Origin of the sequence: Polynucleobacter sp. IMCC 30228 (assembly GCF_021395205.1) — a bacterium.
In the GTDB taxonomy this organism is placed as follows: Bacteria; Pseudomonadota; Gammaproteobacteria; order Burkholderiales; family Burkholderiaceae; genus Polynucleobacter.
This window is the reverse complement of sequence record NZ_JAJVCS010000001.1, coordinates 576094-589415: the sequence shown is the minus strand read 5'-3', so window position 1 is coordinate 589415 and position 13322 is coordinate 576094. Positions and strand designations below refer to the sequence as shown.

Below are 13322 nucleotides of genomic sequence, written 5' to 3'. Positions count from 1 at the left end.
CGTGTCCTGTTTCTTTGTTACTAACAACTTAGGAGTTACTGTATATAAAAACAGTAGTCTTTGCAAGCACTCAATTTATTTAGGGCTATTTTTTTCTGTGAGGGGTGCTATTTTTGGCACTTGTTTAGCCCAAAATAGAAAAATAGGCATGCCAATTGCCCAAATAAGTCCAATTAAAACAATGGCTTGGGTTTGATTACCCCAAGTTGCCGCACCCATTTCAACGCCAGCTATGTAAGAAAGTGGGCCAAAGATACTTCCCAATAAGGCGGCTATTAGAGGTTTGCCCTGCAGCCAGGCCATCGACTGATTGAGGGTGGTGGCAAATAAAACCCATAGGGTCCACATCCAAATGGGCGAAAGAAATGGCCAGGGTACTGGGGATTTAAAGTGTAGAAGCCCTAAGTGCTGTAGCAGCGTATCGCCAACAAGTCCATACAGCCCAATTTTAAGGAATAAGCTGATTTCTGCCTTTTTAAAAGGTGCCTGCCAGACTGAAACGGCTACCAAGGCTAGGGAAAAAATTACGGCACCCATGACATAGCCAAAGGCACCCCCAAAAATACAAGCAAACCAGCCTACCTGAAATAAAACAAAATTAGCAATTTTTTGTCGCACAGTGAACTGTTTGCGCTTAGCGCTTATAAAAAGCGAGTGTAACTTCACCGAGATAAATACCAAACTTACTCATTTTGGCTTTATTTAACATCACCTTATCGGTCATTAAGTACATCCAGTCTTCAAATTGCACGTGATAAATTGAGCCATCGACGGGCAGCGCCAAGGTGTACTGCCAATTCAATGCATTGCCAGCAACCTCGCCTAGCGCCTCGCCTACCACATCGCTCGCTGTCCCTGAATAGCGCCCTGGAGCAGTTTCTACTAAAGTCCAAATACGTCTTTGTTTAGTGCCATCTGAATAAGTGAAATCTTCATCGAGTGTGCCCACATTTTTGCCATCCTTAATAACCCAATTGGCTTTTATCACGACAGTAAAACGTTTGACTACTGCGTCGCTGCGATCAGTGAACAAACCATAAGCATCAAGCGTCCCATTAAAATATTCAGGCAACACCAACTTGGGTTGTTGTGCAGCATAAAGCGACACGGACGTGCTTGAGCAGCCCACTAGCGAAACCAGCACTGCGGCAATGAGTGCGATGGAAGAAAGTAGGAATGAAGATCTTAATTTGGTGATTGGCATTTTGATAGCATACTGAATAAACGAAAAAATGGTGACTTAGCTTGTAGTTTTACTGAATTTCTAATAATTGTTTTATTTTTTTCGCAAAATCAGTATTGTCTAGATAACCATTAAATATTTTGGCCCCCGGACCAATAGCAGCAACAATTACTGGCTCGCTGGTATGCCCAGAAGTGCCCCAATAGAAACCTGTCTGCCTGGCAATTGCCATGCCTAAGGAATTGGCGGTCGAGTAATTGAAATTGAGTCCCAAGGATTGATTCAACAAAATCTTTTCCCGCAGGTCAGCATCTAAATTTAATTCGGGGAAATTTTTTAGCAACTGCTCTGATAAAAATTCACTCAATTTTTCTTTGCTATAGCCCTCTTTCCGCTTGAGCGCTAACTGATCTGTGGCTTCCTGCAAGGAAATTTTATACTCCGCAATTTGTTTAAGCTCACTAGCCGTTACATTTAAATAATTATTTGCCCCTGACGGACCATTATTTTTACGGCCATAGGTAGGAGAAAATCCACCCGTCTCATGATCGCTGGTAACGATAATTAAGGTATCTGGTGATTTTTTTTGAAACGCGATGGCCACTTTTATAGCATCATCGAAACTCCATAAATCGCGCATTAGTGCCGCCACATCATTACGATGCCCTGCCGAATCGGTGTTTTCATTTTCAACAAAAAGAATAAAGCCGTTTGATCTAGGCGTTAATTGGCCCGCTAGTGCTTGTAATGCAGCACCTAACATTTGTGCCAAACTAGGTTGTAAAGCTGTGTCACGATCAATTTCAAAATCTAGGTCTTCATCAGAAAATAGGCCTAAAACTTTGCCTGGTTTTATTCCTGCCAGCTGCTTTGTATCCTGTACCACTTGATAATTTTTTGCTTTGAAAAAATCAATCATATTTCTACCGTCTTGGCGTTTACCGCCGATTTCATTTTTGGGTTTGAAGTAGTCTGCGCCACCGCCCATTAATACATCAGGCATTAGCTCTGCATATTGATTCACAATATGCTCACTATCTCGGCGAGATTTAGCATGTACCGTAAAAGCAGCGGGGCTCGCGTCGTAGATAGCTGCTGTAGAAATAATGCCAATTTTTTTGCCCTGCTGTTTTGCTAGCGCAAGAATAGTGCTTGGCGACCTCCCATCAGGTGTGATTGAAATTACTCCGTTATTTACCTTTTGCCCAATTGACATTGCAGAACCAGCAGCCGCAGAATCAGTTACATAAGCAGTTGCCGACTCGGTATGCATTAGCCCAAAACTACCTTGATTCATCACGATTGAGGTTAATGCGAACTCCTGTTGGCGTAATAGTTCGCTTGAATACCGACCAAAGTCTATTTGAGTTCCGGCCACCCCATCAGCAAAAAGAATAATAATATTTTTAGGTTTATCAATGGCAGGCTTTTTTTGCGCCAGGGCAATCCCACTGCCCGCTATCAATGTAATGGCAAAAGCTAGCCAACATAGTTGGTTGTTAAAACTTGTTCTAGGGTTATGTCTCATTCTTGGCGCACCATTAAACCTTTTACATAGACAATCTGATTCAGTAAAGCGGTATCTAAAACTGGACATCAGTGAATACTGGGCTCGGTTTAACTACGCATTGATGTGCAAAAATGGTGGCGAATCAGGGATTTGAACCCCGGACCTGCGGATTATGATTCCGTCGCTCTAACCAGCTGAGCTAATTCGCCGAACTGATAATTATAAATGATCGCGATAATGACGTCTAAATCCACGCTTATTTAGTATTGCCCGCAGCAATCAGGTAAATTGAACGTAAAAATAGGGAGCAATCATGCATTCAATAGGTTTCAGTAGTATTTATCGACAACTTCTTTTAAGCCTGATTGCGCTTGGGGCTTTGCATGGGGGTATGGCATTAGCTGCCTATCCCGATAGGCCTATAAAGTTTGTCATCCCATTTGCGCCCGGCGGGGGCACAGATATGCAAATGCGCATCATTGCGCCCAAGCTGACTGAATTATTAGGTCAGCAAATTATTCTGGAAAATCGCCCTGGCTCGGGCAGCACAATTGGCACGGAAATGGTCGTGCGCAGCCAGCCCGATGGCTACACTTTTGTGGTTGTTGACACTGCCTTTACTTCAAATCCTGCGCTCTTACAAAAAATACCCTATGACAGTATTAAGGATCTTACTGCTGTCATTTTGCTGACCTCGGGAGCGAGTGCACTCGTCGTCAATCCGGCTGTACCAGCAAAAACTGTTAGTGAATTAATTGCGCTTGCAAAAACGAAAAATGGCGCCTTAGCTTATGCTTCTGCTGGAGCGGGCACCTCCTCACATCTCACCGGTGAATTATTTAAACTTACTGCAGGAATCGATATGATTCATGCTCCATATAAGGGGGCGGGACCAGCAGTAACAGATACGGTTGCGGGTCAGGTTGCGGCAACTTTTACTAACATTAGCTCTAGCAAAGCCTTTATTGATAACGGTCAACTGCGCGCCCTTGCGGTCACTGGCTATACCCGCTCACCCGCTTTACCGAATGTGCCTACTTTTAGTGAAGTAGGTTTAGCTGCGGTTAGTCAAGCTAGTTCATACTGGGGCGTGCTGGCACCAGCAGCTACACCGCGCGACATTATTCTGAAGATAAATCAGGAAATGAATAAAGTACTGCAAATGCCTGAGATTCGTACACGCCTTACTGAGCTTGGTTTTAATGTGGTTGGCGGCACGCCTGAGGAATATAGTAAATACATTCGAGACAGCATTATCAATTGGCGCCGTGTAGTAAAAGATGCAGGTATTAAAATCGATTAATTAGCGCTGTATTGAGTTGCATTTTAAAGAGGTCTGTACATGATAGAAATGTCTGAAAAGCGGCTCATTGGGCCCATTATTCGGCTACACCCACACGATAATGTCGTTGTTGCGCGAGTTGATATTGGCATTGGCACTGCTGTGCCCAGCGAAGACTTTACTAGCCGTAGCCAAGTACCTGCGGGTTACAAAATAGCGGCCAAAAAAATTCTCAAGGGTGAGCCCATCCTCAAATATAACGTAACCGTTGGCTTTGCCAATACCGATATTGAAGCAGGTACGATGGTACACAGTCACAATACCGATTTTAAAGAATTTGATCGTGACTACGCCTACGCGAGTGAATATCAACCTATCGCTCTGCTGCCTGAAGCTGAGCGCGCAACTTTTCAAGGGTATGTCCGTGCCAATGGCAAAGTGGGAACGCGCAATTACATTGGTATTCTGGCAACGGTTAATTGTTCAGCAACGGTAGTCAATAAAATTGCTGAATGGTTTACTCCCGAACGTCTTGCGGAGTATCCAAATGTGGATGGCGTGGCTGCTTTTAGTCATTCGATTGGCTGCGGCATGGAAATGTCTGGGGAGCCCATGCAACTATTACGCCGCACTATGGCGGGTTATGCACGCCATCCGAACTTAGCTGCAGCATTGGTAATTGGCCTTGGGTGTGAACGCAACCAATTAAAAGGTTTAATGGAACAAGAAGATTTACATGAGGGCTCTACCCTACATACTTTTATCATGCAAGAAAGTGGTGGCACAAGAAAAACCATTGAGGCAGGTATTGAAGCTGTGAAAGCCCTGCTACCGGCGGCAAATCAGTTTAAGCGGCAAACAGTTTCGGCAAGTCATTTAAGTGTTGGCTTACAGTGTGGTGGGTCTGATGGCTTTTCGTCAATTACGGCTAATCCCGCCTTGGGGGCGGCAGTAGACATCTTGGCCCGTCATGGTGGTACTGGCATTCTCTCAGAAACTCCAGAAATTTATGGGGTTGAACATACCTTAACGCGACGCGCTGTTAGCCAGGCTGTTGGGGAAAAACTCATTGAACGAATTCGCTGGTGGAAAGATGAATACTCACCTGGTCGTGATGTACAAATTAATGGCAAAGTAAGCCCAGGCAATCAAATTGGCGGGCTTGCCAATATCTTTGAAAAATCACTTGGCTCGTCGATGAAAGGTGGTACCGGACCCTTGATGGAAGTGTATAAATATGCCGAACCTGTAACCACGAAGGGCTTTGTTTTTATGGATACCCCCGGTTTTGATCCGGTGTCAGCAACTGGTCAAATTGCTGGTGGGGCTAACCTGATTGCTTTTACAACAGGTCGTGGCTCGATGTTTGGCTCAAGACCTGCGCCCTGCTTAAAATTAGCAACCAATACGCCGATGTATAACAAACTAACTGAAGACATGGATATTAATTGCGGTGAAATTTTGGATGGCACCGTCTCGGTTCAAGAAATGGGTCAACGTATTTTTGAACTTTTTTTACGTACTGCCTCAGGCGAGGAGTCTAAGAGTGAATTACTTGACTTAGGTAAGTATGAATTTGTACCATGGCAAATTGGCATCATGAGCTAAGATTAGCTTGATGACGCAAGCAAGCACTTCTTGGCATCAACTTCTTACTGAAATTCAATTAGTTTTAATTGATGATTCTCAAGGATTAATTCAGAAGCCGCCCCGCCATGCTTTGCCCCTAAAAGATGATGGCGTTCTATTGGTGATGCCAATTGCCGGACCCGATATAGCCGCCGTCAAATCGATTTCGGTTTGCCCGCTTAATCTTACTAAAGGCCTACCTGCCATCCAAGGAGAGATCTTGGTTTTTGATGCGGCTTCCGGAGCTGTACTGGCTACGCTCGATGGCGCTCTCATTACCGCTCAACGCACGGCTGCTGTCTCTGCTTTAGCTGCACAACTCGCAGCACCAAATCCTGACGGTGACTTACTTATCATTGGAGCAGGTGTACAGGGTAAAAATCATTTGGAGGCTTTTCATATCCTTTTTAGCACCCAACGGGTTTGGGTGCAGTCAAAAAGCATGGCTTCGGCAGTTGCCCTAGTTGAGTACGCTAAAAAGTTAGGTATTGATGCACACTATTTACCACCTAAAGCGCCTTATCCTGCATCGATTCAAAACATTGCAACTTGCACGCCAGCACACGAGCTAGTGCTATTGCATTTGCAAAACTTGGATTTTGATAGCTTGTTTATTACTGCAATTGGCTCATTCAAAGCGCATTTAGCCGAAATATCGGCAGATATTTGTCAGCGCTTCGCTATGTACGGCAACATCATCTGCGATACCCCTGAAGTAAGTCATGAAGGGGGTGACTTATTGCTAGCAAAATTAGCTCCGGCTGATTACCCAACTTTAGGTGAACTTGTCTCGAAGAAAAAATCAATTGATCCTCATAAACCGACACTCTTTAAATCATGTGGCTCGGCTTTATGGGATTTAGCGGCCGTGCGAGCGGTAATCAAAAACACCTGATGTTATTAATAATTGCGCGTTATTGTTTAAAGTAAAACTCGCCCACTACTTGATCATAAATAGCAGGTACTTGGTCGTGGCCTACTGACTTAGCCAAAGCCACCACCTCAGTGCGAACATTGCGTACAACTCGGTCGACTGATACACCCGCTTTTTGCATTTCTTTTACAAATACTCGCGTAAAAAGACCATTTTTACTTTTATCGTTTGGCCCTAACTTGTCTAAGGCTTGTTGGCCTGTGCCAGCAGAAAAGACAATCATTTGCCCTGTAGCTGCCGTCGTGGGGGCCAACCCCCTGCCGCCAACGCTTCTGCCTGAACTTTTGAAGGGATTATCACGACATGCATCAATCATTGCCAAAGTAAATTTGGCATTCTTCTCGGTCATATCATCCAGCAATCTTTGCAATGAAATACCCTCATCTTTTATTTCTTCCTCGTTTTGACCGCCAATATCTACTGGTAATAAATAATTAGTTGAGGCAATCTGCACTCCGTGTCCAGCATAAAAGATAGCGACCTCATCGCCCGACTGAATTTGGCCTTTAAAAGTACGCAACTCTGATTTAAATTGCTTTTCAGTGACATCCAACTTTAAAGAAACTTTATAACCCAGCGAGGTAAGGCTTTCAGCGACCACTTTTGCATCTTCCCTAGCATTTACTAAGGGAGTCACTTTTTGGTAAGAATCATTACCGATCACCAATGCCTTACGATTGGCAAAAACGAGAGGGGCTTGTTTGGCCTTAGAGGCGCCTGGCGAAGCTGCCGACTCATTTTGAATGCTCGCTCGGATTTCTTTTTCTAACTCTTTGCGCAAAGCTAAGATACGGGCTTCATCATTCGTTGGCTTGGCAGCTGCAGCTTTTTCACGGGCATCTTTTTCTTGCTGCAGTTTTGTAATTAAGTCTGCCTTTTCTTTTTCTAAAGCCTGTACTTTTGCTAATTCTTGGGCAATACGTTTTTCTTCTGCAAGCGATTTCTCTTTTTCAATGCGGGCTTTGTTAGCCGCCTCTTTATCTAATTGGCCCTTTTGGGCAATCTCTTGAGCAATGCGCTTTTCTTCTGCAAGCGATTTCTCTTTTTCAATACGGGCCTTTTCAGCTAAATCCTTTTGCTCTTTATCAAGCTGCAGTTTCTTGGCCAACTCATCTTGCAATTTTTTATCTGCCGCTGTATTGGCTTGTTGAGTAGCAGGAGAGGCGACTGGTCCACCATTTAACTGCTTTAAATAGTCAGCAAGAAAAAGTGTATTGGCTTTTTTCTCTTCTTCGGTAAATTGGTCATGAAATTGATTTCCATTTTGAGCGTACGCGAGCCAAGCGCGAGACCTAGATTCAAATGCAGTTTTTGACATCGTGATATTAGCAGTAGCATGAGAGTTGTACACAATTTCACACTCGCAACTAGCGGGGCTTTTATTAAGTACCGTAACTACTCTTTTAATAACGGCATCTTCACATTTATTTAAGACTTTTGCTGAAGTGAGGAAAAAGCCTCCCCAATCAACCGTAGCCCAATCAGTAGGGCAAATATTTGGATTTTTTACCCATGCCACATAGAACCTATCTTTACCTGCTACCGTCTCGGCAATAGAGGTCTTGCCATCTGCGAAATTGCGCTGAACATTAAAAAATTTATATTCAGACATGCACCCTTTAGATCCATCCTCAAAACGTAATATTTGCGAAGATGGGCATTCAGTCTGAGCTTGAGCGACGCTCATAAATAAGCTTACAACGAAGGGGATTAGTAGCTTAAGTAAGTGTTTCATACACGACATCAATTAGTGAAATATTAAAGCAAGATCAACTGCGTGCTACTTAGAGAAAGGCTTTCGCCCTTATCCAAGATCACACAAATTAAGTTCTTTATTTATCCAACTTCACCGACACACCGCTCGCACTTAAATTCAACTGAATGCCTTGCGAAGTGCTGGTTAAGCGCATGATCACGCCATTTTCATTCTTTAATACAGAGCCGCCAACGCCACCGCCCAAAGTAATACTGCCATCTAATTTTGTAAAGGTGCCTGCAAATTTAGAAATATCGTTTAAGTCATACACTTCACCAACTGCGGAAAGTTTAGAGACGCCAATGTTTGCACCCAAGCTAATACCTGTTATTTTGAATGGATATTGCTTGCCTTTATAGGTCAAGACACCGCCGCCTGTACTACCACCTACGATCAGGGCAAACTGAGTTTCATTAATGGTCACCGAACCAGAAGGCGGTTTTGCCGCATCTGCAGCCATTACGCTGGTGCTGATTACTGCGCAGCCAAGAAAAAAGGCATTAATATATTTACGTAAATTCATTTTTGATACTCCATGGCTTTTTAAGCGCTAAGGTAAATGTTATAAAAATTATATTAGATATTATTATTTAATATAAGGCAATTAGCTTATTAATTAATACTATAATGAAAGCTTACATTAAATTATAAGGCTTTTTTAAGCTTAAAAATTAATCAATATATTAATATTCAGGGGAATCAGATGAGCAACCGCACAATCATCATCGTTGTACTTATTTTAATTGGACTTACTGGCTGGCTTATGATGAAAGGCGACGGTAATATTGACATGGGTGGCGAGAAGCATGGCGCTGAAGCTACTCATATCGAAGAGGCAAAAAAAGAGGCTCAACCTGCCGCTGTTCCTGCCGCTACACCAGCTGCTGCTGAAGCTAAAAAATAAACTTGAACTTATTGCGTCGTTAACGATACTGGCGTGAAAAATTAGAGATCGAAGAAAATCCTAGAATTACTAACATAAACGCAAATATATATTCCTGCGTTGTGTTTAGTAATTCAGGGACTGCAGGCACTAGCAGCGTAACGAGGGTCGCAACAAGAGTTACCCCAAGGACATACCAATAATCTTTCATGAAGATGCCAATGGCTATGGCGATAATAACCAAAATGATATTGCCGGTTAACTGGTCAACTTGCTTAAAAATTTGCAGGATGATTGGCACATTTAAGGTCCTGCCCAAGACAAATAAAATAAGCAAACTTCCTAGGCCGAGCAAATTAGGAATAATATTTTTAATTGGCATTTGTCTCTTCTCTTAGGGCTCACAGAAGCTCATCTTAGTTAGCTTACTTTTGATGAATCTGCTTTATAAATTATAGTATTGCCATTATGCCGAATTTTTCTTTTGAACTACTCATTTCGTATTTAGTTTGCTATTGCTTTATGGCGCAGCAACTGGGTTATGTGCTTAAAAATTATCATCAGGGCATACCCGAACGAATTGCAGAAAATGATTTAGTTGCTCGCCTAGGTGATAAGCGAGGAAGAAAGCTGGCGCGCGACTTAGCGCTTTTCTTTAAATACCTCTTTCCCAGTTATGTCGTAATTGAGGCGCTCATTGGTGTCGCCTATCTTCTTATTTTAGGAATTGCCAAAGGCTGGCTATTGCCGCTAATACTTTATGGGATGGGTTTGTTGATGCAATTTGGCATTCTTAAATTAGAAGCGCTTTTTCCTGCGCCCAATCGTGCTTGGATTATGAGTTTACTAGGCTTACTAGTATTACCTCTTATGCTGACTTATATGATGCGCTTTATTTATTAAGCGCCTTCTTGGGCTAACTAATCGCCCACCACGACAAATGGCGCCCAAAATAAAGGATGGGCGTAACTGTACTTCATCGTTGCTCCCTCTTTAACACCACCTAAATCAATTTGTGCCAACATGGCTTGACGTAATGCCTCTGACTTGATAAGACCCTGAGTTTGTTGTTGGCGTTTAAATAAATCTGTCATCAATTGCCGTGATGCGACAGAATCTACTGGCCAATTAGATACTAGTAATGCTTTAGCGCCTGCAAAAAAGAAAGCTCTGCCTAAGCCTGAAACGGCCTCACTACCCGAACCCTCTCCAGCAGCAGTATTACAAGCGGATAAAACCACCCAATCGGCATTGAGTTTTAAGGCAATCACTTTATCCATTGTCAAGAGACCATCATCTTTATCGCCCGTTACTTCAGGTGAAGAAAGTGCCAGTGCGGGTTGCGTTAAGCCATTGAGCTCACCCGGCACCAAGCCATGGGTAGAAAACATCACTACTTTACGATTTGATAAATCCATCGTCGTAACTTGCTTAAGCGTTGCTTGCTGATGAAGAAAAATATCACCAGGTTCTGCACCTAATACCTTACCGACCTCTTCAATTTCTTGACTAGTATCGGGTAGTCTAGGTAAGAGCGATAGCTCGGCTGAGCTGACCCCAGTAGTTTTGGGCGCGCTACGTAATTTTAATGGCGCTCCTCGCGTGGCAAGTTGGGTTGGCGCGATATTCTTCTTGGCACTTTTTTCTTGCGCCATACTAAAGTATGGATCGCCAAAGCCGATAAAATTTTTACGACTATCACTTCCTGCGGGTAAATTACGCAAAGCTGCTAAGGCGGTAACCGAGGGAATTTGTGCAATGGCAATATCCCGACTTAACCAAGGAATCGCCTTGTAACCTGCAAATGGCACGCCAGCTTTACTGGGTTGGGCCGTTGCTTTGGTAACAAGTAATGCAAGCGGTAATTGGCCTAATTCAGCATGCGGTACAACTAGCATCACTTTTTTACCCTTTAAGCTAGATTCAACGGGGGCCAAAATTTGTTGATACAACTGATACGCTAGGGCAATATCGAATGCAGGGATTTCATCAATGGTAGCCACTCCGGGATCGAGGGCTTTGCGCAATTGGGTAATTTTTTTAGCCATTTGCGCCCTGCCTAGAGGTATTTGCACAAACTGGGGAGGTGTATCTTTACTAATAGACCAAACATAGCCTACGTTTTCTGCAAAATACCAAGAAACTAAGACCTCATCAGCCCGTAATAAGCGCTGCGTACCCGCAATTGTTGCAGGCTTTGGCTCAACTAGTTCAGCATATTCAGGGAAACGTTTTTCAATTTCCTTCTTTAAATTCTCACGCTGTATTTTAAATTTATCGATGTCTGTCCGAATTTGCACTTGGACAGCAGGTAACTGTTGATCGGGGGCTGCAGATAATAAGCCGGTAAGCAGTTCCGACAAAGTATTAATGCGACGCTGCAAATCCTGCTCTTGCCGCGCCAATTGTGCTAATTGGGGATCTTTAATGCTAGCTCGCGCTGCACTTGCGGTGAGCGCTCTTTGTACGCCACTGCCCCGGGCAATATCGGCAATTTGAAATGCTTCAGCAGCTGCCGAACTAGCCTGTGCTGGCTCAGTTTTATAGATGTGCGCTAATTCAGCTAGGTAATTTTCTAAAATAAAATTCATCCGTTGCAACTGCTTCATACTACTAGTATCGTTTTCAGCATCATTACGTGATTGGTCAAGGAGCGCGGGTATAGCATTTTTATATAACGAATTTGCTTCACTCCATTTGCCCTGAGCTTGTAATGCAGTTGCCTCAAATGCGCGTACTAAAGCGACTCGCGCAGAATTTTTTATTCCTGCCGCCTCAAACTGACGCAATATCTCAGCAGTCATCTGTGCCGCTTGGCTAGCCTTACCTGTTTTTAGTAAGGCTAGAACCCAGTCTAAGTCACCACTACGGTAATTTTTAGCTAAATCGGGATCGCGCTTAATGCCCACTACCATTTCGTTAAAAACAGTATCTGCTTGAGCATATTTGCCATCAGCAACTAATGCCGAGCCTAGTGCTTCTCTTGCTTTAACGAGGACGATAGAATCATCTGGAGCCCCTGCCTCTCTGGCGGAGTTTAGGGCTGCCTGGGCAAGTAATACTGCTTCTGCTGAGCGTCCTTGCTCGTCAATGATCGTAGCTAAGCTTGCTAAAGCGCGACCCGCATCTGCAGAATTACGCCCAAATTTTTCTAATGCAAAAGTAAGCGCTTTTCTGGCGTAATACTCTGCATCAATTAACTTTCTTTGCTGCCTCAGTACAAAAGCTAAATTAATTTGCCGTTGAATAATTTGTGTAATATAACCACGCGGGCTATTACTTGCATCTGCAACTACTCGAGTAGCGTTTTCAGAATCTTCTGCTTTGACTACTATGTTATTGACCTTGCTATAGTTTTGCTCAAGTAAATGAATGGCTTTACGCAGCGCGCGTTCGCTCTCGACCCACTGACCCTGATGACTAAAATAAATACCGCGGGCGCTCTCAAATTGTGATTCCCAATAACTTCCTATCTCGCCATATGAGCGCGAAAAGGTCTTGAGGCGCTTGATATTATTATCTAGCTCATCTAAAGTTTCTTGAGCAGCCGGAAAGTTGCCTACTGTAGCATAATAGTTAACCAATAACCTTCCCATAGTCATTCGGATGCCCATCAGTTTTGGTAAAGTTTGCTTCTGATAAGCCAGGGCTTTTTCCATAGTAGAAATTGCCGTAGTTAACTTTCCACCTAGCCCCTCAAGAACACTTAAATGCGTTAAATCTCCAACATACAGTCTAGGATTTTTCGATGGGTAATCATTTGCCGCTCGCTGAGCGGCCTGAATTGCCTTACTCATTAGTCCTAAATCTTGATAGGCCTCTGCCTGCTGAGAGTAAAAACGGTTTAATTCTTCTTTGTCTTGTGTATTTGGTAATGGCTTAGCAATAATTTCTTTATTTTTTGCTACCGTTGCTAAATCGGGCTTACTTTGTTCTAGTGCACGTAAAATATCTTTAACATCACGTGGGGGTGCCTTAATATTTTCGGTGTTAACGGACTCATCAGACGCAACATTAAGCGTAGTTTGGGCATTAACGGATAAATGACATCCCAAGATCGTCAGCACAATGACGATATTAAAACGCAATTGAGGCCCCAGTCCCATTAGCTTCACTTTGTCTCCTTTTTTGCGACCTATATTATT

At 43.4% G+C, this 13322-nt stretch carries 12 protein-coding genes and 1 tRNA gene; 5 read left to right on the top strand and 8 right to left on the bottom strand.

The genetic code is table 11. The annotated features are described in order from the left end of the window. Window positions 1-75 precede the first annotated feature (75 nt). From LZT21_RS03130 to LZT21_RS03115, 4 genes are all read right to left on the bottom strand, one after another. Window positions 76-618 carry a DUF2878 domain-containing protein gene (locus tag LZT21_RS03130; protein WP_233937657.1) on the bottom strand — a complete coding sequence of 181 codons (543 nt, stop codon included), beginning with the start codon at window positions 616-618 and terminating at the stop codon, window positions 76-78. Between the two features lie 16 nt (window positions 619-634). Continuing rightward, the gene (locus tag LZT21_RS03125) at window positions 635-1204 is read right to left on the bottom strand and encodes a DUF3833 domain-containing protein (protein WP_233937658.1); all 570 of its coding nucleotides are present in this window, start codon (window positions 1202-1204) and stop codon (window positions 635-637) included. A gap of 49 nt (window positions 1205-1253) precedes the next feature. Beyond that, a complete protein-coding gene (locus tag LZT21_RS03120) occupies window positions 1254-2711 on the bottom strand; it encodes an alkaline phosphatase (protein WP_233937659.1) in 1458 nt (485 codons plus the stop codon). Window positions 2712-2825: 114 nt separating this feature from the next. Continuing rightward, a tRNA-Met gene (locus LZT21_RS03115) sits at window positions 2826-2902 on the bottom strand. Between the two features lie 104 nt (window positions 2903-3006). Between LZT21_RS03115 and LZT21_RS03110 the strand changes: the two genes are divergently transcribed. Genes LZT21_RS03110 through LZT21_RS03100 form a run of 3 tightly spaced genes read left to right on the top strand, consistent with a single transcriptional unit; the run spans window position 3007 to window position 6499 of the window. Next, window positions 3007-3996, top strand: coding sequence for a tripartite tricarboxylate transporter substrate binding protein (locus LZT21_RS03110; RefSeq protein ID WP_233924602.1), 990 nt, complete (start codon window positions 3007-3009; stop codon window positions 3994-3996). Window positions 3997-4035: 39 nt separating this feature from the next. Next, window positions 4036-5583 carry a UxaA family hydrolase gene (locus tag LZT21_RS03105; protein WP_233989215.1) on the top strand — a complete coding sequence of 516 codons (1548 nt, stop codon included), beginning with the start codon at window positions 4036-4038 and terminating at the stop codon, window positions 5581-5583. A gap of 10 nt (window positions 5584-5593) precedes the next feature. After that, the gene (locus tag LZT21_RS03100; protein WP_233989214.1) at window positions 5594-6499 is read left to right on the top strand and encodes a delta(1)-pyrroline-2-carboxylate reductase family protein; all 906 of its coding nucleotides are present in this window, start codon (window positions 5594-5596) and stop codon (window positions 6497-6499) included. 19 nt (window positions 6500-6518) lie between these two features. On the opposite strand, the gene LZT21_RS03095 is transcribed toward LZT21_RS03100, so the two are convergent. Together LZT21_RS03095 and LZT21_RS03090 are read right to left on the bottom strand one after the other, a co-directional pair. Further along, entirely contained in the window at window positions 6519-8225 is a 1707-nt protein-coding gene (locus LZT21_RS03095) for a caspase family protein (RefSeq protein ID WP_233989213.1), read from the bottom strand. Between the two features lie 145 nt (window positions 8226-8370). Further along, on the bottom strand, window positions 8371-8817 hold the full coding sequence (locus LZT21_RS03090; RefSeq protein WP_233924598.1) for an EipA family protein: 447 nt from the start codon (window positions 8815-8817) through the stop codon (window positions 8371-8373). Between the two features lie 180 nt (window positions 8818-8997). On the opposite strand from LZT21_RS03090, the gene LZT21_RS03085 reads away from it, so the two are divergent. Continuing rightward, complete coding sequence (locus tag LZT21_RS03085) at window positions 8998-9198, top strand: hypothetical protein (RefSeq protein ID WP_233989212.1); 201 nt, start codon at window positions 8998-9000, stop codon at window positions 9196-9198. Between the two features lie 19 nt (window positions 9199-9217). Here the strand turns inward: LZT21_RS03085 and LZT21_RS03080 are convergent, their stop codons facing one another. Next, a complete protein-coding gene (locus LZT21_RS03080) occupies window positions 9218-9559 on the bottom strand; it encodes a hypothetical protein (protein ID WP_233924596.1) in 342 nt (113 codons plus the stop codon). An 86-nt stretch (window positions 9560-9645) separates the two neighbouring features. On the opposite strand from LZT21_RS03080, the gene LZT21_RS03075 reads away from it, so the two are divergent. Further along, a complete protein-coding gene (locus LZT21_RS03075; RefSeq protein ID WP_233924595.1) occupies window positions 9646-10080 on the top strand; it encodes a hypothetical protein in 435 nt (144 codons plus the stop codon). Between the two features lie 17 nt (window positions 10081-10097). On the opposite strand, the gene LZT21_RS03070 is transcribed toward LZT21_RS03075, so the two are convergent. After that, window positions 10098-13283, bottom strand: a complete 3186-nt coding sequence (locus LZT21_RS03070) for a CHAT domain-containing protein (RefSeq protein ID WP_233989211.1) — start codon at window positions 13281-13283, stop codon at window positions 10098-10100. Between the last annotated feature and the right edge of the window lie 39 nt (window positions 13284-13322).

Bases quoted from the DNA above. Each gene is read 5' to 3' on its own strand.
- LZT21_RS03125 (WP_233937658.1), bottom strand. From the start codon at position 1,204: ATGCCAATCACCAAATTAAGATCTTCATTCCTACTTTCTTCCATCGCA.
- LZT21_RS03120 (WP_233937659.1), bottom strand. From the start codon at position 2,711: ATGAGACATAACCCTAGAACAAGTTTTAACAACCAACTATGTTGGCTA.
- LZT21_RS03110 (WP_233924602.1), top strand. From the start codon at position 3,007: ATGCATTCAATAGGTTTCAGTAGTATTTATCGACAACTTCTTTTAAGC.
- LZT21_RS03105 (WP_233989215.1), top strand. From the start codon at position 4,036: ATGATAGAAATGTCTGAAAAGCGGCTCATTGGGCCCATTATTCGGCTA.
- LZT21_RS03100 (WP_233989214.1), top strand. From the start codon at position 5,594: ATGACGCAAGCAAGCACTTCTTGGCATCAACTTCTTACTGAAATTCAA.
- LZT21_RS03095 (WP_233989213.1), bottom strand. From the start codon at position 8,225: ATGAGCGTCGCTCAAGCTCAGACTGAATGCCCATCTTCGCAAATATTA.
- LZT21_RS03090 (WP_233924598.1), bottom strand. From the start codon at position 8,817: ATGAATTTACGTAAATATATTAATGCCTTTTTTCTTGGCTGCGCAGTA.
- LZT21_RS03085 (WP_233989212.1), top strand. From the start codon at position 8,998: ATGAGCAACCGCACAATCATCATCGTTGTACTTATTTTAATTGGACTT.
- LZT21_RS03080 (WP_233924596.1), bottom strand. From the start codon at position 9,559: ATGCCAATTAAAAATATTATTCCTAATTTGCTCGGCCTAGGAAGTTTG.
- LZT21_RS03075 (WP_233924595.1), top strand. From the start codon at position 9,646: ATGCCGAATTTTTCTTTTGAACTACTCATTTCGTATTTAGTTTGCTAT.
- LZT21_RS03070 (WP_233989211.1), bottom strand. From the start codon at position 13,283: ATGGGACTGGGGCCTCAATTGCGTTTTAATATCGTCATTGTGCTGACG.